Below are 22,896 nucleotides of genomic sequence, written 5' to 3' on the forward strand. Positions count from 1 at the left end.
GTAGACTCCGACATGTGGCCATCAGCGATGACGATCTCGCCCGCCTCGGCCGCTGCGTAGAGCTGGCGCGCGAAGCGCTGGAAGCCGGCGATGAGCCGTTTGGCTCCCTACTCGTCGACGACGCGGGACGCACGCTGTTCGAGGACCGCAACCGCGTCAAGGACGGGGACCGCACGCGCCATCCGGAGTTCGCGATCGCGCGCTGGGCGGCGGCCAACCTGACACCGCAGGAGCGGGCCGCCGCAATCGTCTACACCTCCGGCGAGCACTGCCCGATGTGCGGGGCGGCCCACGCCTGGGTCGGGCTCGGCCGCATCGTGTACGCCGCGTCGTCGGAGCAGTTGACAAGATGGCTGGCCGAATGGGGGGCGCCGCCGCCGCCGGTGGTGTCGCTGCCGATCTCCACGATCGCACCGGATGTCGAGGTGGACGGGCCCGCCGAGCAGTTCAGCGACGCGATGAAGACCCTCTACGAAGCGAAGTTCAAGCCATGACGGATTACTCGCACTCCGCGGCCGTCTCCGAACCGGGCTGGGTCGAGCACGTCATCTGGTGGCATGTCTACCCGCTCGGCTTTGTCGGCGCGCATCCCGCCGACCCGCCGCCGGGGCCAGACGAGCATCGGCTACTGCGCATCCTCGGTTGGCTCGACCACGCGATCGAACTCGGCGCCTCCGGACTCGCGCTGGGGCCGATCTTCTCCTCACGCACCCACGGCTACGACACCACCGACCATTTCCACGTCGACCCGCGACTCGGCGGCGACGACGACTTCGACACGGTGGTTGAAGAGGCACACCGCCGTGGGCTCCGTATCCTGCTCGACGGCGTATTCAACCATGTCGGAACCGATTTCGCCCACACCGAGTGGCTGCGCACGCGAGGCGACGGCGTCGACGTGTTCGAGGGACACGGCGACCTCGTGGCGCTGGACCACGACAACCCGGCGGTGGCCGACTACATCGTCGACGTGATGACGCACTGGCTGCGCCGCGGCGCCGACGGATGGCGCCTCGACGCCGCCTACGCGGTGCCCGACCAGTTCTGGGCCCTGGTGCTTCCACGCGTTCGCGAACAGTTCCCCGAGGCGTATTTCCTCGCCGAGATCATCCACGGCGACTACGCGCAACGGGTGCGCGAATCCGGTTTCGACTCGGTCACCCAGTACGAACTGTGGAAGGCCGCGTGGAGCGCGCTCAACGACGGCAACTTCCACGAGCTGGACTGGGCGCTGGTGCGGCACAACGAGTTTCTGGACACCTTCGTGCCCACGACCTTCATCGGCAACCACGATGTCACCCGGATCGCCAGCCAACTCGACGACATCCGCCACCTCGACCACGCCTTTGTGCTGCAGATGACGACCGGTGGTACGCCCAGTATCTACGCCGGGGACGAGTTCGCGTTCCAGGGGATCAAAGAGGAACGGTTCGGCGGCGACGACGCGGTGCGCCCCGAATTTGCGACTCCCCCGCTCGACCTCGACGAACACGGCGCCGACGTCTTCCGGTTGCACAAGTTCCTGATCGGGTTGCGCCGACGCCACGCGTGGCTGCACACGGCGCGCACCTCGCCGCTGCTGTTGACCAACCGCCAGTACGTCTACCAGAGCCGCGCCGGAGCCGAGTCGCTGATCGTCGCGCTCAACATCGGCGACGAACCGCTGGCGATCTCGCTGCCCGACCTGGGATTCGATCGGGCGGAAGTCCTCGCGGGCTCGGGCGCACCGCCGTCCGAGGTCGTCACCACCTACGAGGTCGGGCCGCACGGCTGGCTGGTCATCGCTCCTCGCTGAGCAGTTCGACGGTCAGCTGGTCGGGTTCGCCGTCGTAGTACTTCGTCAACACGCGGCCGAAGAGCGCCCCGTCATCGGGGTCTTCGGCGGCGCGGCTGAACAACGTCATCGACGAGCGGACCTTGAGGTTGTCCGGCCACCCGAACAAGCCGTCGGCCGACGGTTGGTCACTGCGGGCGACCAGCTCCGCGCACTCCCGCAGGCGCGCACCCAGCACGTCATGGGCGAGGTAGGCCCGGGCTTCGGCGAGGGATCCGACCCCGTACCGCTGCGCCGTCGGGCTTCTACCGAGCCCGCGCAACTGGGGGAAGACGAACCAGATCCAATGGCTGCGTTTGCGGCCGGCGCGCAGTTCGTCGAGCACCGTGGCATACACGCGTTCCTGAGCGTCGACGAAGCGCTGCAGGTCGAACGGGTCGCCGGATGCCGATCTGTCTTTAGCCATGTCATCGGCCAGTCTGACAAGCTAACCTGTGCGATTCAATGACGACTATCAGCGGCACGCCGACCGGGGCGCCAAGATGACGCGCCGTCGCGTCCCACATCCGCGGGACCTGGCGCCGCTGCTGCAGTTCAAGAAGCCCCAGCTGAACGCGACGCACCGCAGGCTGGCGTCAGCGCTGACGATCGAGGACCTGCGCCGCATCGCCAAGCGACGGACCCCGAAGGCGGCGTTCGACTACACCGACGGCGCCGCCGAGGACGAGCTGTCGCTGGCTCGTGCGCGACAAGCATTCCGCGACATCGAGTTTCACCCCACCATCCTGCGTGACGTGTCGAGCGTCGACACCAGCGCGACGGTGCTCGGCGGTCCCGTCGCGCAACCGTTCGGCATCGCGCCCACCGGCTTCACCCGGCTGATGCACACCGCGGGCGAGACCGCAGGCGCCCGTGCCGCCGCCCGGGCCGGCATCCCGTTCGCGCTCTCGACGCTGGGCACCGCATCGATCGAAGACGTCAAGCAGGCTAACCCGCACGGACGCAACTGGTTTCAGCTGTACATGTGGAAGGACCGGGACCGGTCGATGGCCCTGGTCGAACGGGCCGCCGCCGCAGGGTACGACACGCTGCTCGCCACCGTCGACGTGCCGGTCGCCGGGGCTCGCCACCGCGACACCCGCAACGGCATGTCGATCCCGCCGACGCTGACGCTGCGAACGGTGCTGGACGCCATTCCCCACCCACGGTGGTGGTTCGACCTGCTCACCACAGAACCGTTGTCCTTCGCGTCGCTGGACCGATGGCCGGGCACCGTGGCCGAGTACCTCGACACCATGTTCGACCCCACCGTGAACTTCGACGATCTGGTGTGGATCAAGAAGCAGTGGCCAAACAAGTTGGTGGTCAAGGGAATCCAAACGCTCGATGACGCCAGGGCAGTCGCCGAACTGGGAGTCGACGGCATCGTGTTATCCAATCACGGTGGCCGCCAACTCGACCGCGCGCCGGTACCGTTCCATCTGCTGCCCAGCGTCACCGCCGAACTCGGCGACACCACCGAGATTCTGCTGGACACCGGGGTGATGTCCGGCGCCGACATCGTCGCTGCGATTGCGCTCGGTGCGCGCTTCGTGCTGGTGGGTCGCGCTTACCTCTACGGGCTCATGGCTGGCGGCGAGGCGGGTGTCGACCGGGCCGTCGAGATCCTTTCGCAGCAGGTCAGGCGGACGATGCAGCTACTCGGGGTGAGGTCGCTGAGCGAGCTGGGGCCGCGGCACGTCACGCAGCTGCATCGGCTGCGGCCCGTTGTGGCGGACCCGTCGCGCGACTTCACCTGAGTCACTCTGACCACACAGGTCACAGCCGGTATTGGGTGTTGGTGAGTCCCCGCTGAGTCGTAATCGTTAGCCAACCGCGATGTGGCAACCGCATGTCGGGTCGACATCGGCGGCGGGAGTACGTGTTTCATTACCCACGCACAGCAAACGGCAATTGCTTGTGGAAGCGATGAAAGGTGGGTTGGTTGCCGTTATGAAGATTCTGGAGAGGTGCCGGGGTACCGGTACGAAACTGTTTCGCCGAATGGCGGTGGCGGCGTTCGCCGTGGCGGCGCTGCCCGGGCTGATCGGCTTCGCCGGGGGTTCGGCCACTGCCGGGGCGTTCTCGCGGCCTGGGTTGCCCGTCGAGTATCTCGACGTGTTCTCCCCCGCGATGAACCGCAATATCAAGGTCCAGTTCCAGGGCGGTGGGCCGCATGCGGTGTACCTGCTCGACGGCCTGCGCGCCCAGGACGACTTCAACGGTTGGGACATCAACACCCCGGCCTTCGAGTGGTACTACCAGTCCGGGCTCTCGGTCGTCATGCCGGTCGGCGGACAGTCGAGCTTCTACACCGACTGGTACCAGCCGTCGCGGGGTAACGGCCAGGACTACACCTACAAATGGGAGACGTTCCTGACCCAGGAACTTCCGGCGTGGCTGGAAGCCAACCGGGGCGTGTCGCAGAACGGCAATGCCGTGGTGGGTATTTCGATGGCCGGCAGCAGCGCGCTGACGTATGCGATCTATCACCCGCAGAAGTTCATCTACGCCGCTTCGCTGTCGGGCTTCCTCAACCCGTCCGAGGGCTGGTGGCCGATGCTGATCGGTCTCGCCATGCAAGACGCGGGTGGGTACAACGCCGAGAGCATGTGGGGTCCGTCATCGGATCCGGCGTGGAAGCGCAATGACCCGATGATCAACATCAACCAGTTGGTCGCCAACAACACCCGCATCTGGATCTACTGCGGCACCGGTACGCCGTCAGATCTCGACGGCGGCACGGCTGGCCAGAACCTGATGGCGGCCCAGTTCCTCGAAGGCTTCACGTTGCGGACCAACGTCACCTTCAAGGACAACTATGTCGCGGCGGGTGGCACCAACGGGGTGTTCAACTTCCCGGCACAGGGGACTCACAGCTGGGGCTACTGGGGTCAGCAGCTGGAGATGATGAAGCCTGACATCCAGCGGGTGCTGGGTGCACAGGCCAGTGCGTAACCGCACCGCGTAGATCCACCCACACAGGGAGCCTGCCGTTTCCCCCGAACGGCAGGCTTCCTGCCGTCTCGGGGTGTTTCGCGGTGCGCGTACACCGCGCGACGGGCGAGGGAACAAATCAGGCCATCCCAAGGTTGAGCGCAACAGACTCAAACTTTGGAGGATTGATGGCTGAAGCCAAGACTGTTCCGGTCTTGTTCCTGAGCGAGTCGATCGTGCTGCCCGGGATGGTCGTGCCGATCGAGCTCGACGAGGCCGCGCGCGCCGCGGTTGACGCCGCCCGCGCGAGCGATTCCGGAGAACTGCTGATCGCTCCCCGCCTCGAGGACCGTTATCCCTCGCACGGGGTGCTCGCCTCGATCGTGCAGATCGGGCGCATGGTCGGCGGACCCGCCGCGGTGGTGCGGGGCGAGAGCCGTGCCCACATCGGCGCCGGCGCCACCGGACCCGGCGCGGCGCTGTGGGTCGAGGTGACCGTGGTCGACGAATCCGAGGTGACCGAGGAGGCCTTCAAGCTCGCGGCCGAGTACAAGAAGCTGCTGCTGGCGATGCTGCAGCGGCGTGAGGCCTGGCAGATCATCGATTTCGTCAACCAGCTCTCCGATCCGTCGGCACTGGCCGACACCGCGGGCTACGCGTCGTACTTGACCCAGGTTCAGAAGCGTCAGCTGCTCGAGACGCCGGACGTGGCCGAGCGGTTGCGCGCGCTGATCGAGTGGACGGGTGCTCAGCTGGCCGAGGTCGAGGTCAACGAGAAGATCGCCGAAGACGTGCGTGAGGGCATGGAGAAGACGCAAAAGGAATTCCTGCTGCGCCAGCAGCTCAACGCCATCCGCAAGGAACTCGGCGAGGACGAGCCCGACGGCTCCGACGACTATCGCGGCCGCATCGAGGCCGCCGACCTGCCCGAGAAGGTGCGCGAGGCCGCGCTGCGCGAGGTCGGCAAGCTCGAGCGCGCGAGTGACCAGAGCCCGGAGAGCGGTTGGATCCGCACCTGGCTGGACACCGTGCTCGACCTGCCGTGGAACGTCCACACCGAGGACTCGACCGATTTGAGGACGGCGCGGGAGATCCTGGACGCCGATCACCACGGCCTCGAGGACGTCAAGGACCGCATCGTCGAGTACCTGGCTGTGCGGGCGCGCCGCGCCCAGCGCGGGTTGCAGGTCGTCGGCGGCCGCGGTTCGGGTGCGGTGATGGTGCTGGCCGGTCCGCCCGGTGTCGGCAAGACCTCGCTGGGTGAGAGCGTCGCACGCGCGTTGGGCCGCAAGTTCGTTCGCGTTGCCCTCGGCGGCGTGCGCGACGAGGCCGAGATCCGCGGCCACCGGCGCACCTACGTCGGTGCGCTCCCCGGTCGCATCGTGCGTGCCATCGGCGAGGCCGGTTCGATGAACCCTGTGGTGCTGCTCGACGAGATCGACAAGGTCGGCTCCGACTTCCGCGGGGACCCCGCGGCGGCGCTGCTGGAGGTCTTGGACCCGGCGCAGAACCACACGTTCCGCGACCACTACCTGGACCTCGATTTGGACTTGTCGGACGTGGTGTTCCTGGCGACGGCCAACGTCATCGAGAACATCCCGTCGGCCCTGCTGGACCGCATGGAACTGGTGCAGATCGACGGCTACACCGAGGACGACAAGGTCGCCATCGCCCGCGACTTTCTGCTGCCCCGGCAGCGTGAGCGGGCGGCGCTGACCGAGGACGAGGTGATCGTCACCGAGGCGGCGCTGCGCAAGATCGCCGCGGATTACACCCGCGAGCCGGGGGTGCGTCAGTTCGAGCGGCTGCTGGCCAAGGCGCTGCGCAAGGTGACGACGAAGCTGGCTGCCGGCGACATCACCACCCTCACCGTCGACGAGCCGGATCTCGTTGAGTACCTGGGGCGTCCGCGCTTCCTGCCGGAATCGGCCGAGCGCACGGCGGTGCCGGGGGTGGCCACCGGGTTGGCGGTCACCGGTCTCGGCGGCGATGTGCTCTACATCGAGGCCGGGGCGACCGACGGTGAGCCCGGGTTGCAACTGACCGGGCAGCTGGGCGAGGTCATGAAGGAGTCCGCGCAGATCGCGCTGTCCTACGTGCGCTCGCATGCCGAGCAGTTGGGCGTCGACCCCAAGGTTCTGGACCGTCGCATCCACGTGCACGTGCCCGCGGGCGCCGTGCCGAAGGACGGTCCGTCGGCGGGCGTGACGATGGTCACCGCGCTGGTGTCGATGGCCACCGGTCGTCAGGTCCGCGCGGACGTCGGGATGACCGGCGAGGTCACGCTGAACGGTCGAGTGTTGCCCATCGGCGGCGTCAAGCAGAAGCTGCTGGCGGCGCAACGGGCCGGGCTGTCAACGGTTTTGATCCCCCAGCGTAACGAGCCCGACCTGGATGACGTCCCGGCCGACGTGCTCGACGCGCTGGAGGTCAAGCCGATGACCGACGTTGCCGACATCGTCGCGCGGGCTCTGCAGCCCGCACAGGTCGCGGCCACCGCCGCCGCCTGACCGCAGGACCGCCCTCAGGGTCGTGATCGATCGCAGGTCACGACCCTGAGCGATACTGTCGTCGTATGGCGTACGACGAGGACCTGGCTCACCGCATTCGCGAACTGCTCAGCGGCGAACAAGGAGTCGAGGAGAAGGCCATGTTCGGTGGGTTGGCCTTCCTGATCGGCGGCAACATGGCGTTGGCCGCCAGCGGTCAAGGCGGCCTGATGGTGCGGGTGCCGCCCGACGACACCGCGAAGCTGTTGTCGCGCGAACACGTCGCACCGATGGTGATGGCGGGCAGAGAGATCAGCGGATGGCTGCGGGTGGACGGCGCAGGGCTGGTCACCAAGCGGCAACTGCGACCGTGGGTCATCCGCGGGACCGGCTATGCCAAGAGTTTGCCCCCGAAAGAGCGCGGGTACGCCAGCCGACGTGGACGCCGCAGCACGTAAGAAGCTGGTCAAGCGCCTCCTCGAGCAGGTGGGCACGACCTACGCCGAAGACGCCGGTATCCGGTTGGCGGACAAGCCGATGCCGCTCTTTCAGCTGCTGATCCTGTGCATGCTGTCGAGCAAACCGATCGATGCCTCGATCGCGGTCGAAGCCGCGCGGGAGTTGTTCCGCGCGGGTCTGCGCACCCCCAAGGCCGTCCTCGACGCCGACCGCGCCGAGATGATCCGCGCCTTCGGCCGTGCTCACTACGTTCGGTACGACGAAAGCTCGGCGACCAGGCTCACCGATATCGCCAAGGCCGTCGTCGACGAATACGGCGGAGACCTACGCAATCTCGATGGGACCGAGGACCACGACGCCACCGCGCTGACGCGTTCGCTCAAGGGGTTCAAGGGAATCGGCGACACCGGCGCCGCCATCTTCCTGCGTGAGGTTCAGGACACCTGGACATGGATCCGTCCGTACTTCGACGCGCGCGCCAGCAGCGCTGCGCGCAACCTCGGATTACCAAGTGACAGCGACGAGCTCGCCGCGCTGGCGCCGCGCAAGTGTGCAAAGCTCGCCGCCGCCTTGGTCAAGGTGTCGCTCGACGACGACCTGCGCGAAGACGTAACGGCACAGGAATGATGCGATGGTGATCCGGATCGGCACCTCCGGGTGGTCATATGACCATTGGAAGGACGTCCTGTACCCGGCGGGACTCCCGACGGCCAATCGGCTGGCCCGCTACGTCGAGGAGTTCGACACCGTCGAACTGAACGCCAGCTTCTACCGCTGGCCGAAGGACAGCGCGTTCGCCGGCTGGCGACAGCGGCTGCCCGACGGGTTCACGATGTCAGTGAAGGCCCAGCGCGGACTGACGCACTACCGCCGGCTGCGGGAACCGGAGCCGTGGGTCGAGCGCTTCGACCGGTGCTGGGAGCTGCTCGGCGACCGCAGCGAAGCGTTGCTCGTGCAACTGCACCCGGAACTCGAGCGCGACGACGCCCGCTTGGAGCACTTCCTCAAGCTCATGCCCGATCACATCCCGGTGGCGATGGAGTTGCGGCATCCGTCGTGGGACGACCCGGCGGTCTACGCGTTGCTGGAGCGCCACCGCGCCGCCTACGTGGTGATGAGCGGTGCGGGTCTGCGCTGCGTTCCGCGGGCGACCAGTGAGCTGGTGTACGTCCGGATGCACGGCCCCGACCAGGATTCGATGTACGCAGGCTCTTACCCCGACGACGCGTTGGGGCACTGGGCCGACCGGATTTCGGGGTGGGAGAGCGAAGGCAGGCGGACCCTGGTCTATTTCAACAACGACCTGGGTGGGCACGCGGTCTGGAACGCGCAGACGCTCAAGGCGATGCTGGCCGGCTGATCCGCCACCCCCGCTGCGCGGACGAAAACCGGTTCCGGCACGCTTAGGACCCGAGATGCGTGTCCTATGTCTGATGTCGGCCGTCGCGATACTGGTCGCGGGTTGCTCGGCCGAGCGGATCGTCACCACCGACGAACCGTTCGTGGCGTCGCCGACCTCGACGACCTCCGAACCGCCTGCCCCGCCGCCGAACAGCGCGCACCTGGTCGACGCATTCGACTACGTCGCGCATCCGACCGGGTCGGCCGCGTATTTCTTCACCACACCGAGCGGACGCTGGGCGTGCGCCGTCGTGCCGCGTGACAAGGCGGGCTGTCAGTCGGCCGCTTCCCCGCTGTCCAGCATGAACATCACCGGTGAACCGGACATGGTGGACAACGGTGCCGGTGAGCAGGTCGCACCGAACGCAGTCATCGTCGAGCGCGAGGGTGAACCCCGCTTCGCGGCATTGGAACAGCCGCAGTTCGTCCTCGACGACGCGAAGGTGCTGGAATTCAACCGAATCCTGGTCGTCGCCGGGTTCCGCTGCAATGTGCAGGAGGCCGGCGTCTCGTGCATGAGCGAGGTGACCGGCAAGGGATTCACCTTCGCCCCCGAGGGTTTTCAGTCGCGATACACCGAGGTTCCCGCCAACGCACCGTAGCGACGAGGAAGGCAGGCCCGCATGAGGATCGAGCCACCCGCGACGACGACGCGATGCGCGGTGCGATCAGCCCCGCCGTGGTCGCCGATGCCGCGATCGCCGCGGTGGAGGCCGGCCGGGTCCATGCCGTCGTTGGCCCGGGCGCGGCGGAGGCGGCCCGCCAGCGCATCGACGCGCTGTCGGCAGACCTCGACTGACTACCGCAACGCGGCCGTTCCGGCTACCTCAATGCGGCCGTACCGTCCGGGTTCACCTGGACCTTCGCCCCCGAGATGTCCTCGTCGACCGTCGCCGCCGCCCCCGCCGCATCGGGGATGACCGCCAGCACCCGCTCGTCGTCGGGGGTGCGAACCGCGAGGAACGCCTTCTCCGGAGAACCATCGCGGTCGAACGGCGTTGTCCACGTCTCCACGGTGCCCACCCCGGCCCAGTCCACGAGCGCCGTCCGGGTCGGCTCGCGATCGACCTCCGATTGCACGTCTTCCCAACGAAACTCGTGCGGCGGCGGCTCGGTGCCGTAGATACCGAAGCTGTGCTTGGTGAGGTAACCGCCGTTGGCGGTGATCAACCCGAGCTGGCCGGGGACGGCGAGGAGTCGTTCGGCCATGGTCGCGATCGAGTGGGTCACGTAGTTGTTCCACGGCCCGCCCGCGAAGGTCAGCCCGCCGGTCACCGTCAGCGGTCTGGCGCGGTCGCCGATCGGCAGGCCAAGCTCATTGGCAGCCACCTGAACCGCCGAAGGGAAGCACGAGTAGACGTCGACGAGCCCGACATCGTCGATGCCGACCTCGGCCAACTCCAGGGCCCGCCGCCCCCCGATGCGAATCGCCGGAGACGTGTGAAACTCCGCGCGCTCGCCGATCGCGTAGGTGTCGTGCGAGTCGGTGCCCGAATACGGGAACACCCAACGGTCCCTGGGGATCTGCAGATGCATGGCCTTCTCGGCCGAGGTGAGCACCAGCACCGCGGCCTGGTCGACCATGTTGTTGGAATTCATCAGCTTCGGGTAGGGCCAGCTGATCATCCGGTTGCCCGGACCGGCCTGCCAGATCTGCTCGGCCGGCACCGCGTCTCGGACCCACGCGTGGGGGTTGCTCGCGGCCACCGCACTGAATTGTGCCCACAGCTCACCGATCCGGCGTCGGTGCTCCTCGTCGGACTCGCCCGCGGCGATACGCAGGGCTTGCTCGAACATCGGGTAGACGTAGGCGGGCCGGTCCAGGCTGATCTTGATTTCGGCGGGCCCGGCCATCGGGACCCCTTCGTCGGCGCCCTCGGCCATCGGGACCGACTCGTCCTGGCGCGGCCAGTCCGGCCGCACGCCCTTGGCGCGCAGCCGGCTTCGGGTGCGCCAGGTCTCACCGCCCGCGATCAGAACCACTTCGGCTCGACCGTTCTGGATGTCTCGGCACGCCTCGTTGACCAGCGACTGGGGCGTATTACCGCCGACCCCGGTATAGCGGGTCGCGGCGTTGTCGGCGCGCAGGCGTTGTGCGAGAAGCAATCCCGGATCGCGGTACCGCCACGAAAGGAGATTGACCACCCGAACCGAGTCGGCTGCCTCGAGGATCCTGGGGTCCGCTGCTTGGCGAGCGGCGGCGACCATCAGGTCGATCGGCGACCCATCGGGGTTCTCGTCGCGCTGGTTGACTTGTCCGTAGCCGACCAACACCGGCGTCCTGGCTTCCATCAAGGCCTTTCTCGGTATGCAAAGAGCGTGCCGTCGGCGATGAGCCGATCGGTCTCCTCGGCGGAGATGTCGAGGATCTGCCGGCAGATCTCTCTGGTCTGCTCTCCCGGCATCGGCGCGGGCCTCAGCAGGGCGGAAGGGATGTTCGTGTACGGGGCCGGCCCCGTTTCGGTGAGCATGGGTGCATCGAAAAGTGGATGCTCCATGTCGGAGTACAACTTCCGGTAACGCACCTGCGGGTCGGCAGGCACATCGACGGCACGGTTCATCGGCGCCGCGGCGATCCCGGCATCCTGCAAGGCGCGTGCCACCACGGTCTTGTCGCGGGTGCGGGTCCATTCCGCGGTGTCGACGCCGCCGGTGACCGACTCCAGAGCCGCGTAATCCTTCTCGGAGCACAGCGAGATCACGCACCACTCGTCGTCACCGGCGCACGGGTACACACCGTGTGCCGCTGTGTCGTCGACGACGGGCAGGTCTGCCGCACGCGCGGATTCGGTGACGTAGCGGGTCGCCAGCTGGCTGACCGCAGCCTCGGACTGCGAGACGTGTACGTGTGCGGGCTGTCCGGTTCGGTCGCGCCGGACCAGCGCCGCCAGTGCGGCGACCGCGGTGAGCCGCGCCGACACGTGGTCCGGGAAGATCGTCGTCGCATCGTAGAAGCCGCCGTCGGCAGACGCCCACAGCGAGGTGACCCCGGTGGTGGCCCGCACCAGTGGCCCGTAGCCCATGCGCGAGCTCCACGGGCCGGCCGCGCCGAAGGCGCTGCTCTCCGCGAGCACGATGCGTGGATTCAGCTCCCGCAGACGGTCATAGGAGAACCCCAATGACGCAAGCGTCCCCGGCTTGAAGTTGGCGAACACGGCGTCGGCGTCAGTGACCAAGCGGGCAAACAGGTCGGCGCCCGCGGGCGTACGCAGGTCGAGCCCCAGGCTTTGCTCGTTGCGGTGGGTCAGCGCCCAGGACCTGCTCATCACCTGACCGGGCGGCGCCTGGCGCAGCCCGTCGGGATACGCGGCGCTCTCGATCTTGACCACCTCGGCGCCGAGGTCGGCGAACAACCTGCCCAGCTCGCCCCCGGCGACGATGACGCCGAGGTCGAGGATGTGTATCCCCTCGAAAGGACGCTGCAGCGCGGCCGTGCCCTGCGCTGCTGTCACCGATGACGCTGTGGCCCACGCGGGTTCGTCAGCGCCGGGGGCGGGGGCCAACCACCTCAGGCCGCGATGATGGCCGTCGACGACGAAGGGCCCCACCGGGACGACGACATCGGCGCCCGGGGCGAACTCGGCGGTGGTCAGCGCACCGACCGCGCGGAAGTGCTCGGAGGCCAACGTCTCCGTGGGGGTGAGCACGGCCGCGATGGGAACTCCCCGCTCTTGTCCCTCGGTGACCAGAGCCTCCATGGTCTGGGTTGCGACGAAATCGCCGATCAGCTCGTTGAGTTGGCGAGACGCCGCATACCGCGCCGCGATCGTGTCGAACTTGGGGTCGGTGAACTGTTGCGGTTCACCGAGCCAGGCGCGCATGCCGCGCCACTGACGCGGGGACAGCAGGCAGATCCGTACATGCCCGTCCTTGCAGGCGAAGATCGGATAGATGTTCTGGTTGCGTGGCCTGCCGCGCCAGATTTCGGTGGTCTTCTTGACGCCGACGGCCGCCTGACCTTCTGATCCGAAGGGCGGATCCAGCGATTGGAGCACCGCCTCGAATCGGGAGAAGTCGATGTAATCGCCTGTGCCAGTGCGTAACCGGTGGTAGTAGGCGGCCAGCGCCGCCCATGCCGCCTGTGTCGCAGCGGTCCCCGATGCCAGTCCGATCGGGGGAAGCACCGGGGTGCCGGCCGTCGGCCCGGTACGCGACAGTGCCGTCGACAACGCGTACAACTCGGGGTCGGTGGCCCGCCACGAGGCATACGGCCCGTCGGTGCCGAAGTCCGTGACCGATAACACGACGAGGTGGCCGAACCGTTGAGCTAGGGCCGCGCAGGAGGTTCCGAATTCGCCTGCCCCGCCGGGGCTTCCGCCGTCGACGACGATATCGGCGGTGCCCGCCAAGTCCCACAACGCCCGGCGGCCGTCGGGGCCGGCGGGGTCCAGAACCGCGCACCGCTTGTTCGCATTGTGCAGGCGGAACGGAACACTCGCTCCGGCCACGGTCGGCAGCGCCTGCCGGTCGGACCGCCCACCAGGTGGCTCGATCTTCAGTACATCGGCTCCGAGGTCGGCGTACAGCCGGCTCACCCCATCGGATTCGGCGCCGCCGAGGTCGAGCACCCGCACGGATGCCAGCAGTGGTTCGCTCATGCCGCCAGGAGACTTTCGACCCACCGCAAGTGGTCGTCGGTGTCGGTGGCGACGTACATCAGGTCGACGAAGGCGTCCGGATATCCGGCGTCGGCCAGCGTCCGCACCGCATCGGCCACCGCGTCGATCGGTGTGCCCCCGGCGACGTTGATCCGCACGTAGGTGTGGATGTCCGACGGGTCCCGGCCCGCCTCGCGGGCGGCGTCGTCGATGGTTTGGCGCTGGATCGCAAGAAACTCGGGCATGACACCGCCGGGCACCAGGACGGCGGGGAGCCACCCGTCGCCGCGAGTCCCGATGCGCCGCAGGCTCGCCGGCGTGAACCCGCCGAGATAGATCGGCGGACGCGGCTGCTGGACCGGTTTGAGGTCCACCCACGCCAACGGGATCGACCACCGCTCGCCGTCGTGTTCCACCGGATTGGTCGTCCACAGCTGCTCGAGTGCGTCGAGCACCTCGTCCAGTTGGGCTCCGCGGGCGCGGAACGGGGCGCCGGCGGCCGAGAACTCCTCTGGTGACCACCCGATGCCGAAACCGGGAACGAGCCTGCCCCCGCTGACCACATCGATGGCGGTCAGCTGGCGGCCCAGCTGCACCGGCGGGTACCACGGTGCGACGAACACGCTGCTGCCCAACCGGACGCGCGACGTCGCGGCGGCCACCACCGCCAACGCGATCAACGGATCCAGGGCGGCACGGAACTGTTCTGGAATGGTGTCCTGACCCGCGTAGCCGACGCTGGGGTGCACCGCGGTCAACAAGCGGTCGCCGACCCAGAGGCTGTCCGCGCCGAGGCTTTCGGCGCTGGCCGCGTAGCGCGCGAGGTCGGCCCGGGCCGACGCCCCGAACTGCGGCACTGCGAATCCCAACACGTCAGACAGGCTAATGGGTAGCTTCACGCGCAGCGGGTACAGGAGTGGCACCCGTTCCCCCGTTTCGACGATGATGAGTCAGATGACTGCCGAGGCCCTGTCCCCCACGCTGTCCGCCGATGAACTCGACCTGATCGACGCCTACTGGCGCGCCGCCAACTATCTGTCCGTCGGCCAGATCTATCTTCTGGACAATCCACTGCTGCGCGAGCCACTGGCGCCCGAGCACGTCAAGCCCCGGCTGCTCGGCCACTGGGGCACGACACCGGGCCTCAATCTCGTCTACGCGCACTTGAACCGCGTCATCTGCGACCGCGACGTCAACGTCATCTACATCACCGGCCCGGGACACGGCGGTCCCGGCCTGGTTGCCAACGCGTATCTCGAAGGCACGTACACCGAGGTGTACTCGGGTATCTCCGAAGACACCGAGGGATTGCGAAAGCTGTTCCGCCAGTTCTCTTTCCCCGGTGGCATCCCCAGCCACGTCGCGGCGGAGACGCCCGGGTCCATCCACGAAGGCGGGGAGTTGGGCTACGCGCTGGTGCACGCCTACGGCGCGGCGTTCGACAACCCCGACCTGGTGGTCGCCTGTGTCATCGGTGACGGCGAAGCCGAGACCGGCCCGCTGGCGGCCAGTTGGCATTCGAACAAGTTCCTCAACCCGGTCACCGACGGTGCCGTGCTGCCCATCCTGCACCTCAACAGCTACAAGATCGCCAACCCCACGGTCCTCGCGCGCATTCCGCAGGAGGAACTCGAGTCGCTGATGTTCGGCTACGGCTACCGGCCCATCACAGTGGCCGGCGACGATCCGGCCAACGTGCATCAGCAGCTGGCGACGGCGCTCGACGAAGCCTTCGACCAGATCGCCGCGATCCAGCGCGCCGCTCGCCTCGACGGCGAACAGGGCCGGCCCGTCGCACGACGATCAAGCGGCGAGGAACGAGCCGCGTTGAGGAGTGAGACCTTCCGGCCCGTGTGGCCGATGCTCGTGTTGAGGACACCGAAGGGCTGGACGGGCCCGCAGAAGGTCGACGGCAAGAAGGTCGAGGGCACGTGGCGGTCCCATCAGGTTCCGTTGTCGGGCACTCACACCAACCCCGAGCACCGGGCTCAGCTCGAGGAGTGGCTGCAAAGCTACCGACCCGAGGAGCTGTTCGACGACGACGGCGCGCTAAGGCCCGAATTGCGCGCGATCGCCCCGCGCGGACAGCGGCGGATGAGCGCCAACCCGCACGCCAACGGCGGACTGCTGCTCAGGGATCTGGACCTGCCGCCGTTCACCGACTACGCGGTGCCGGTCGACCAGCCCGCCTCCGAGTCGACCGAGGCGACCCGGGTGCTCGGAACCTTTCTGCGCGACATCATCGCGCGTAACGCCGACAGGTTCCGGTTGATCGGACCCGACGAGACCGCGTCCAACCGGCTGTCGGCGACCCTCGAGGTGACCGACAAGGCCTGGCTGGCCGAGGTCACCCCCGACGACGAGAACCTCGGTCCGGAGGGCAGGGTGATGGAGGTGCTGTCCGAACACCTCTGCCAGGGCTGGCTCGAGGGATACCTGCTGACGGGCAGACACGGGCTGTTCAACTGTTACGAGGCGTTCATCCACATCGTCGACTCCATGCTCAACCAGCACGCGAAGTGGCTCAACAGCAGTCGGGAGATGCCCTGGCGGGCGCCGATCGCGTCGCTGAATTACCTTCTGACATCGCATGTCTGGCGCCAGGACCACAACGGTGCGTCGCACCAGGATCCCGGCTTCATCGACCACGTCGCCAACAAGCGCCCGGAGGTCGTGCGGGTGTACCTGCCGCCGGATGCCAACACTTTGTTGTCGGTGGCCGACCACTGCCTGCGCAGCCGCCAGTACGTCAACGTGATCGTCGCCGGTAAGCAGCCGGGGCTGAACTACCTGGACATGGATTCGGCGATCGCGCACTGCACGCGGGGTCTCGGGATCTGGGGGTGGGCGAGCAACACGACCGGGGAGCCGGACGTGGTGCTCGCGTGCGCCGGAGACATCCCGACCCTGGAAACGGTGGCGGCCGCCGACATCCTGCGTCGGCGGCTGCCCGAGCTGAAGGTGCGGGTGGTCAACGTCGTCGACATCATGCGGCTGCAACCGGAGTCCGAGCACCCGCACGGCCTGTCCGATCGCGAATTCGACTCGATCTTCACCAAGGACAAGCCGATCATCTTCGCCTATCACGGCTACCCCTGGCTGATTCACCGACTGACCTACCGGCACGCCAACCACGCCCAGTTGCATGTGCGCGGCTTCAAGGAACGCGGCACCACGACGACCCCGTTCGACATGGTGATGCTCAACGACCTCGACCGGTTCCATCTGGTCATGGACGTGATCGACCGCGTCGACAGTCTGGGCAGCAGCGTGGCCGGGCTGCGCCAGGAGATGGCTGATGCGCGCCTGGCGGCCCGGCGCTACACCCGGGAACACGGCGAGGACGATCCGGCGATCTCGGGGTGGACGTGGGACCCGGATTACCAAGCCCCGTCGCTGTCGCAGGACACCCTCAGCGAACACGACCGCTAGACTGGATTTTCGTGTCCGACCAAGCCGCCCTCGCCGAGCGCCCGCATCCGCTGGTCGAACAGCTCTCCGCGTTGCACCACTTCCGCACCTACGTCGACATCGCAGTGGTCGTGGTGGTGCTGGCGCTGACGAACCTGATCGCACACTTCACCACGCCGTGGGCCAGCGTGGCGACGGTGCCTGCGGCGGCGCTGCTTCTGGTGGCGCTGGTCCGCTCCCGCGGCCTCGGATGGGCCGAACTCGGCCTGAGCCGCGAACACTTGAAGTCCGGAACCGGCTACGCGCTGGGCGCCGTCGCGCTGGTGTTGTCGGTCATCGCGATCGGTGCGCTGCTGCCGTGGACGCGGCCGATGTTCATGAACAACAACTACGCCACGATCTCGGGCGCGCTCATCGCGTCGATGGTCATCATCCCCCTGCAGACCGTGATCCCCGAGGAACTGGCGTTCCGCGGGGTGCTGCATGGAGCGCTCGACCGCGCCTGGGGCTGGCGTGGTGTCGCCGCGGCCGGTTCGCTGTTGTTCGGACTCTGGCACATCGCCACCTCGCTGGGCCTGACCAGTAGCAACGTCGGCTTCACCCGGATCTTCGGCGGAGGTGTGATGGGCACCGTCGCAGGCGTGACGTCGGCGGTGGTCGCCACCGGCATCGCGGGCTTCGTCTTCACCTGGTTGCGCCGCCGCAGCGGCAGCCTGATCGCGCCGATCGCGCTGCACTGGTCGCTGAACGGACTCGGCGCGCTGGCGGCCGCGTTCGTGTGGCATCTGAGCTGACGTCAGTGCGAGGCGCGCTTTCGGGCGCGGAACTCCCGGTTCTTGAGCTTGTTACCGCAAGTCGCCATGCTGCACCAGGTGCCACCGTGGTTACGCGAGCGGTCGTAGAACGCCCACTGGCACTCCTCGTTGGCACACGCCTTCAACAGCGACCAGGAGCCGTCGCGCTGTGCATCGTGGATCGCCAGTAGCAGTTCGGTGAGGCGGTCATGCAGCGAGGTGCCCACCGCCGAGAGCCGTATCCGCCCCGAGTCTTCGACCTCGGCCCGTGCGGCGCCACCGGCCGCGGCCCGCAGCGGCGCCAACGCCGCCGCGGTCGGCGGCGGACCACCGGCGTTGTGGACCAGCATCGCGCGCAGGGCCTCGCGCACACCACGCAGTAGCTCGAGGTCGCCCTCGCCGATGCCGTCCCCGGGATCCAGCAACCCCTTGTCTTGCAGCCACGGCCGCGCGTCGTCCGGATCGGCCAAACGGTCGGGGCCGGACGGCAACTCCGCCGTGTTGACCAGGCTCTGAACCAGGGCCAGACGCGGCGGTGCCGGTTTCGTCTCCTGGTCTCCCAGCCACCGTATGCGAGTCATATAGCAAGCCTAGCTTTCAGTGACTGCTAATTCAATTTGACCGGTCATGCGTGACCGTTATAAAGTTGTCAGTGGTCATACATCCGCGCGCTTACGAGGATCGATATGTCGGACAATCCGAATCCACCAACCCTGGTGTCGCCGGTTGCGGCGGCGAGCGGGGCGACTGCCCCGTCTCTACGCGCGCGGCTGGTGGCGCGGCTGAGGGCCAACAGGTTCGACCGGATGGCGGCCGTCGGCGGCGTGGCACCCGACAGCGGTGCTTACGCCGCGCACTGCGTCCGGCTGACCTCGCTCGCCGAGCGCGAGGCGGTGGCCCGGGCACTGCGACGGATCGTCCGGGACGCCCGCGGGCACGGCCCGCTGATGTCCTCGCGGGTGCCGTTGCACGTACCGAACATCGCGGCCGCCGAGGACGTGATCGACGAGATAGCGCTGCGGCTGCACTCTCCCCGGATGGTCGGAGCGCGGGGCATGGCGCGGCTACGCCTCCTGCTGGCCGACGGGACCGGTCCCGTTTACCGGTACGGCCGTGGGGATCTCGTGGGCCGGCTCCGTGCCGCGATGGCCGAGCTCTAAATGACCAACACCGCGGCCCCGGAGATCCGGCCGGAGGCCAGATCGCTCAGCGCGGCGTCGGCCCGGTTGAGCGGGTATGGCGGGCTGGTCACCTCGATGTGGTGTTCACCGGCGAAAGCCAGAAAGGCCCGGGCGTCGGCGCGAGTGTTGGCGGTGACCGATCTGACCTGACGCTCTTGGAAGAGGTGACGCTGGTAGTTCAACGTCGGGATGTCGGAAAGGTGAATACCCGCGATCGCAAGCGTGCCACCACGATCGAGCGCTTCGAGTGCCGGCAGGACGAGCTCACCGACGGGCGCGAACAGGATCGCGGCATCGAGGTCGACGGGTGGACGCTCGTCGGCGCCCTGAGCCGACGCCGCCCCCAGGCTCAGAGCCAGCTCACGCGCGGCTTCCCCGCGCGTCATCACGTGAACTTCGGCGCCCTGCGTGACGGCTACCTGCGTGGTCAGGTGCGCGCTGCCGCCGAATCCGTATATGCCCAACCGGCCACCCGGTGGGAGGTCCGCGCGCAGCAGCGACCGATAGCCGATGATCCCGGCGCACAACAGCGGCGCCAGCTCGGTGTCGGAGTAGCCCGCTGGTAGTGGATGGGCGTATGCCGCTGGCACCGTAGCGAACTCGGCATACCCACCGTCGGCATCCCAACCGGTGTAACGCGATTGTGGGCACAGGTTCTCGTCGCCTCTGAGGCAGTACCGGCATCGCCCACACGTATGCCGCAGCCACGCGATGCCGACGCGGTCGCCGACGGAGAACTCCGCGCCCGTGCTCTCCCCCACCTCGACGACCTCGCCGACGACCTCGTGTCCCGGTACGACCAGGGGCCGATGCACGGGCAGATCGCCTTCGGCGACGTGAAGATCGGTGCGGCACACGCCACATGCGCGGACCGCCACCGCAAGCTCGCCGGGTCCCGGACGCGGAACCTCGACTCGCACGCGTTCCATCGGCCGCGAGGCCATCGGTCCCGGTTGTCGAACCTGCCAGGCGGTCATGGTTGAGACGCTCATCACCACATGGTCGCCCCGCGACGGCCCGGGCACCACCCTCGGGCGTCTTCACTGTCAGCGAACAACGCTAACGACCGCGGCGGCGAACCGGACAGATCTGGTGTGCGGCAGGTCATCCCTGTACGCCGGCCGGGACACTTGTAGGGGAAATCCTGATTCCTAGGTGATAACAACGGCATAACCTGTAGATAACGACGAACCGCCGTGCGGCTACGGCGAAGGCTCAGTACCGGGCGCGAAGACCGGTACCGCGAAGGAGAGGGTGGAAGAGATGAAAACACTTGTTGCACTGGCGGTTGGAGCGCTGGCGGCCAGCGGCATCGCCTTGGCCGCTCCGGCCAACGCCGGATGCCAGGGAGGCTGGACGCCGTGGGGCGGCGGCACGATCTGTGACGGACCGGTCGGCGCCGACGGCAACTTCGAACGGTGTCAGACCGCGGGCGCAATGGGATTCGGCGGCACGAACTGCTTCATCGTGAACGTCTCGAACGCCAACCCGCCGCGGGTCGGCCCCTGACAATCGCACCAGCGCAAAGAATTCGAAAGCTTCCTCCACGGCTTCATGCCCTGGAGGAAGCTTTCGCTATACGTCAGGCCGGGGGCGTCATCCCGGGCGCATTCTCCGGCGCGACCGGAACCGGCACGCCGACCGCCGGCCGCGGGGCAGGCGCATTGGGATCCGCTGGCGGCGGAGGCGGTGCATTGGGATCCGCTGGCGGCGGAGGCGGTGCATTGGGATCCGCGGGCGGTGGAGGCGGCGCGTTGGGATCAGCGGGCGGTGGCGCCGGTGCGTTCGGATCGGCGGGCGGGGCCTCAGGTGCCGCGGGCGGGGTGTACGGCCGGATCGAATTGGCCAGCGTCACCGCTTCTTCCTTCGGCACAGGGTTGTTCGCGGTGCCGAGCCAGACCACGAACCACCGCTCAGGGGTGCGCTGACCGCGCGGCGTACCCGGTTCGACGGGGTTGCCCACCACGCCGGCCCAGATCTGGCCGTTGGGCTTGTTCGTGTCGGTGAACTTCACCTCGTAGTACGACGCGACGCCCGGCATGCCATCGGCATTGAGCTCGACGGTCTCCTGGTTGACCCGGGTGCCGGGGAACGGCATGAAGAACTCGCCCATGTCGGAGGCCAACCGCTGCGCAGCCTTCGTGTTGTCCGTCTCAGCGCCCGCGAAGAGCTTCAGGTCGAGCCGGCCGAGCAGAATGCTGGTGTCGTTGGGCGGTTCGGCGCCTTCGGGGGCGTCCTTGGTCAGCAACGCCTGACCGTAGGAAAGCTGCGTCGAATCCGCCACTTTCCATCCGGCAGGCACGACGTAGCTGAGGCCACCTGCGGCCGAGTCGACGCGGCCAGGATCACCGGGCGCCGGGGCCGGCGCGTTCGGATCGGCGGGTGCGGGTGCCGGAGCACCGGGTGCCGGTGCAGGTGCTCCCGGTGCCGGAGGTGGCGGCGGGGCGCCGGGTGCGGGAGGTGGTGCGCCGGGCGCGGGAGCCGGAGCGGGCGCCCCTGGTGCCGGAGGGGGTGCTGGCGCCCCTGGTGCCGGTGGCGGCGGAGGCCCCTGCAGGAAGGTGTTCCCCGTCGGCGGCGGTGGGGGCGGCGCAGGCGTCGGTTCGGGCTGCGCCTGGGCCACCGTCGGGAGCGCGAGCGCTATGGCGGTTGCCCCGGTCACCGCCGCGACCGCCAATGTCCTCGAGAGCCCCCTGCGCGGGGCTGAAATCGCGTCCGGCTGATCCATGGGAAAGAAACTACCGTGTTACCGCCGTGACGCAAGTGTGAATTGCTCAAAATGAGGATAAATAAGACGTAGCTGAGAAGACGATAAGCACTGATAGCTGTAACGTCATGATTTGCTGACACAGCACAGTACCCGCGCGTGGCGCGGGGTGGCCGAACCGCTGTCGATGCCCGGTGACTCGCTTGTTTTTCGCGTCCGCTGCGGTAACCGTTACTGGGCCGGATGCAGCGTGACCTCCTGTGCCTTCACCGCGAAAAACACCCGCTCGCCAGGGGCAAGCCTCAGTTCGGTCGCGGAGTCGGCGGTGATGTCGGCGGCGAGCCCCGGGCTGCCGTCGGGCTGCTCCTCGGCCCGCACCCGGATCGCGGGGCCGCGGCCGTCGAGTTCGGCGACGGTGACTTCGACGGTGTTACGGGGGCTGCCGTGCGGCCGGTCGCGGTACACCGCGACCGCCGCGGGATGAAACAGGGCGACCGCCGGCCCTGCGGTCGCGATATCCGACGCCGGGTTGCCGTACCAGGCCGCGTCCCATCGGGTGGTCAGCACGCCGTGGCCGTCCGCCGTCCCGCGAACCAGGTTGACCCCGGCCAGTCGGGCACCGAAATCGCTCCGTGGAGCCGCCAATACCGTTGCAGCAGAACCTGTTTCGATGATGGTGCCGGATTCGAGCACCAGTACCCGATCGGCGAGGGCGACCACGTCGAGCACGTCGTGAGACACCAACACCGCGGACCGCCCGTCGCGTGTGAGCACGTCGCGCAGCACCTTGCGCATCGCAGCGGCGGCCGCAACGTCCAGGCCGGCCAACGGCTCGTCGAGCAGCAGCACGTCGGGTTCGGCCGCCAACGCACGCGCCAGTGCGACCCGTTGCGCCTGTCCCCCGGACAGCTGACGCGGCCTGCGGTCGGCCAGTCCTGTCGCGTCGACCTGGGCGAGCCAATGCTCGGGGCGCGTGCTGCCTGGCGGAAAGGCCACGTTGGCGGCCACGTCGAGATGTGGAAACAGCAGCGGATCCTGCATCAGAAGCCCGACGCGGCGGTCGTGGGTCGCCACATGGAGACCCGATGCGGTGTCGGTGAGCACCCGCC

At 68.0% G+C, this 22,896-nt stretch carries 22 protein-coding genes; 14 read left to right on the plus strand and 8 right to left on the minus strand.

Annotated elements, in window-relative coordinates:
- The first annotated feature begins 14 nt into the window (after positions 1-14).
- Positions 15-494 carry a nucleoside deaminase gene (locus tag CEX87_RS22015; RefSeq protein ID WP_068201687.1) on the plus strand — a complete coding sequence of 160 codons (480 nt, stop codon included), beginning with the start codon at positions 15-17 and terminating at the stop codon, positions 492-494.
- Complete coding sequence (locus CEX87_RS22020) at positions 491-1,795, plus strand: alpha-amylase family protein (RefSeq protein ID WP_094289094.1); 1,305 nt, start codon at positions 491-493, stop codon at positions 1,793-1,795. The genes CEX87_RS22015 and CEX87_RS22020 overlap by 4 nt, the downstream gene beginning before the upstream one ends.
- Here the strand turns inward: CEX87_RS22020 and CEX87_RS22025 are convergent.
- The gene (locus CEX87_RS22025; protein ID WP_064427727.1) at positions 1,779-2,240 is read right to left on the minus strand and encodes a DUF1810 domain-containing protein; all 462 of its coding nucleotides are present in this window, start codon (positions 2,238-2,240) and stop codon (positions 1,779-1,781) included. The genes CEX87_RS22020 and CEX87_RS22025 overlap by 17 nt on opposite strands.
- A gap of 76 nt (positions 2,241-2,316) precedes the next feature.
- On the opposite strand from CEX87_RS22025, the gene CEX87_RS22030 reads away from it, so the two are divergent.
- The 8 genes from CEX87_RS22030 (at position 2,317) to CEX87_RS26995 (ending at position 9,898) form a co-directional block, all read left to right on the plus strand.
- Positions 2,317-3,573: an alpha-hydroxy acid oxidase gene (locus CEX87_RS22030; protein WP_094289116.1), complete on the plus strand. Its 1,257-nt coding sequence runs from the start codon at positions 2,317-2,319 to the stop codon at positions 3,571-3,573.
- Between the two features lie 193 nt (positions 3,574-3,766).
- Entirely contained in the window at positions 3,767-4,771 is a 1,005-nt protein-coding gene (locus CEX87_RS22035) for an esterase family protein (RefSeq protein WP_064418607.1), read from the plus strand.
- Between the two features lie 167 nt (positions 4,772-4,938).
- The gene (lon, locus tag CEX87_RS22040) at positions 4,939-7,260 is read left to right on the plus strand and encodes an endopeptidase La (RefSeq protein WP_094289096.1); all 2,322 of its coding nucleotides are present in this window, start codon (positions 4,939-4,941) and stop codon (positions 7,258-7,260) included.
- A gap of 65 nt (positions 7,261-7,325) precedes the next feature.
- Positions 7,326-7,697 (plus strand): TfoX/Sxy family protein, encoded by a 372-nt coding sequence (locus tag CEX87_RS22045; protein ID WP_094289098.1) that lies wholly within the window; start codon positions 7,326-7,328, stop codon positions 7,695-7,697.
- Entirely contained in the window at positions 7,633-8,325 is a 693-nt protein-coding gene (locus tag CEX87_RS22050) for an endonuclease (protein ID WP_094289100.1), read from the plus strand. Before CEX87_RS22045 ends, CEX87_RS22050 begins: the two co-directional genes overlap by 65 nt.
- Before the next feature lie 4 nt (positions 8,326-8,329).
- On the plus strand, positions 8,330-9,058 hold the full coding sequence (locus tag CEX87_RS22055) for a DUF72 domain-containing protein (RefSeq protein WP_094289102.1): 729 nt from the start codon (positions 8,330-8,332) through the stop codon (positions 9,056-9,058).
- A 73-nt stretch (positions 9,059-9,131) separates the two neighbouring features.
- Positions 9,132-9,701 (plus strand): hypothetical protein, encoded by a 570-nt coding sequence (locus CEX87_RS22060; RefSeq protein WP_233151473.1) that lies wholly within the window; start codon positions 9,132-9,134, stop codon positions 9,699-9,701.
- Positions 9,702-9,754: 53 nt separating this feature from the next.
- Positions 9,755-9,898, plus strand: coding sequence for a hypothetical protein (locus CEX87_RS26995; protein WP_233151474.1), 144 nt, complete (start codon positions 9,755-9,757; stop codon positions 9,896-9,898).
- Between the two features lie 23 nt (positions 9,899-9,921).
- Here CEX87_RS26995 and CEX87_RS22065 read toward each other — a convergent pair whose 3' ends face one another.
- The 3 genes from CEX87_RS22065 to CEX87_RS22075 are packed head-to-tail and all read right to left on the minus strand — an operon-like array spanning position 9,922 to position 14,569.
- Positions 9,922-11,391 carry an acetyl-CoA acetyltransferase gene (locus CEX87_RS22065; protein WP_094289106.1) on the minus strand — a complete coding sequence of 490 codons (1,470 nt, stop codon included), beginning with the start codon at positions 11,389-11,391 and terminating at the stop codon, positions 9,922-9,924.
- A complete protein-coding gene (locus tag CEX87_RS22070; protein ID WP_094289108.1) occupies positions 11,391-13,697 on the minus strand; it encodes a CoA transferase in 2,307 nt (768 codons plus the stop codon). Before CEX87_RS22070 ends, CEX87_RS22065 begins: the two co-directional genes overlap by 1 nt.
- Positions 13,694-14,569 carry a TIGR03619 family F420-dependent LLM class oxidoreductase gene (locus CEX87_RS22075; protein ID WP_064418599.1) on the minus strand — a complete coding sequence of 292 codons (876 nt, stop codon included), beginning with the start codon at positions 14,567-14,569 and terminating at the stop codon, positions 13,694-13,696. The genes CEX87_RS22070 and CEX87_RS22075 overlap by 4 nt, the downstream gene beginning before the upstream one ends.
- Positions 14,570-14,651: 82 nt before the next feature.
- On the opposite strand from CEX87_RS22075, the gene CEX87_RS22080 reads away from it, so the two are divergent.
- Both CEX87_RS22080 and CEX87_RS22085 read left to right on the plus strand, forming a co-directional pair.
- Positions 14,652-17,129 (plus strand): phosphoketolase family protein, encoded by a 2,478-nt coding sequence (locus CEX87_RS22080; RefSeq protein ID WP_064418650.1) that lies wholly within the window; start codon positions 14,652-14,654, stop codon positions 17,127-17,129.
- An 11-nt stretch (positions 17,130-17,140) separates the two neighbouring features.
- Entirely contained in the window at positions 17,141-17,902 is a 762-nt protein-coding gene (locus CEX87_RS22085; RefSeq protein WP_064418598.1) for a CPBP family intramembrane glutamic endopeptidase, read from the plus strand.
- 2 nt (positions 17,903-17,904) lie between these two features.
- Here the strand turns inward: CEX87_RS22085 and CEX87_RS22090 are convergent, their stop codons facing one another.
- Entirely contained in the window at positions 17,905-18,483 is a 579-nt protein-coding gene (locus tag CEX87_RS22090; RefSeq protein ID WP_064418597.1) for a CGNR zinc finger domain-containing protein, read from the minus strand.
- A gap of 105 nt (positions 18,484-18,588) precedes the next feature.
- Between CEX87_RS22090 and CEX87_RS22095 the strand changes: the two genes are divergently transcribed.
- Positions 18,589-19,062, plus strand: a complete 474-nt coding sequence (locus CEX87_RS22095) for a hypothetical protein (RefSeq protein ID WP_064418596.1) — start codon at positions 18,589-18,591, stop codon at positions 19,060-19,062.
- Here CEX87_RS22095 and CEX87_RS22100 read toward each other — a convergent pair.
- Positions 19,059-20,075, minus strand: a complete 1,017-nt coding sequence (locus CEX87_RS22100; protein WP_064394144.1) for a zinc-binding alcohol dehydrogenase family protein — start codon at positions 20,073-20,075, stop codon at positions 19,059-19,061. The genes CEX87_RS22095 and CEX87_RS22100 overlap by 4 nt on opposite strands.
- A 271-nt stretch (positions 20,076-20,346) precedes the next feature.
- Between CEX87_RS22100 and CEX87_RS22105 the strand changes: the two genes are divergently transcribed.
- Positions 20,347-20,592, plus strand: a complete 246-nt coding sequence (locus CEX87_RS22105; protein ID WP_064394143.1) for a CDGP domain-containing protein — start codon at positions 20,347-20,349, stop codon at positions 20,590-20,592.
- Positions 20,593-20,665: 73 nt separating this feature from the next.
- Here CEX87_RS22105 and CEX87_RS22110 read toward each other — a convergent pair whose 3' ends face one another.
- Both CEX87_RS22110 and CEX87_RS28000 read right to left on the minus strand, forming a co-directional pair.
- Positions 20,666-21,808 carry an APA family fibronectin-binding glycoprotein gene (locus tag CEX87_RS22110; protein WP_094289110.1) on the minus strand — a complete coding sequence of 381 codons (1,143 nt, stop codon included), beginning with the start codon at positions 21,806-21,808 and terminating at the stop codon, positions 20,666-20,668.
- A 210-nt stretch (positions 21,809-22,018) separates the two neighbouring features.
- On the minus strand, positions 22,019-22,896 hold an 878-nt coding region (locus tag CEX87_RS28000), incomplete at its 5' end, for a sulfate/molybdate ABC transporter ATP-binding protein (RefSeq protein ID WP_099459200.1).

Origin of the sequence: Mycobacterium lehmannii, assembly GCF_002245535.1 — a bacterium.
Taxonomy (GTDB): Bacteria; Actinomycetota; Actinomycetes; order Mycobacteriales; family Mycobacteriaceae; genus Mycobacterium; species Mycobacterium lehmannii.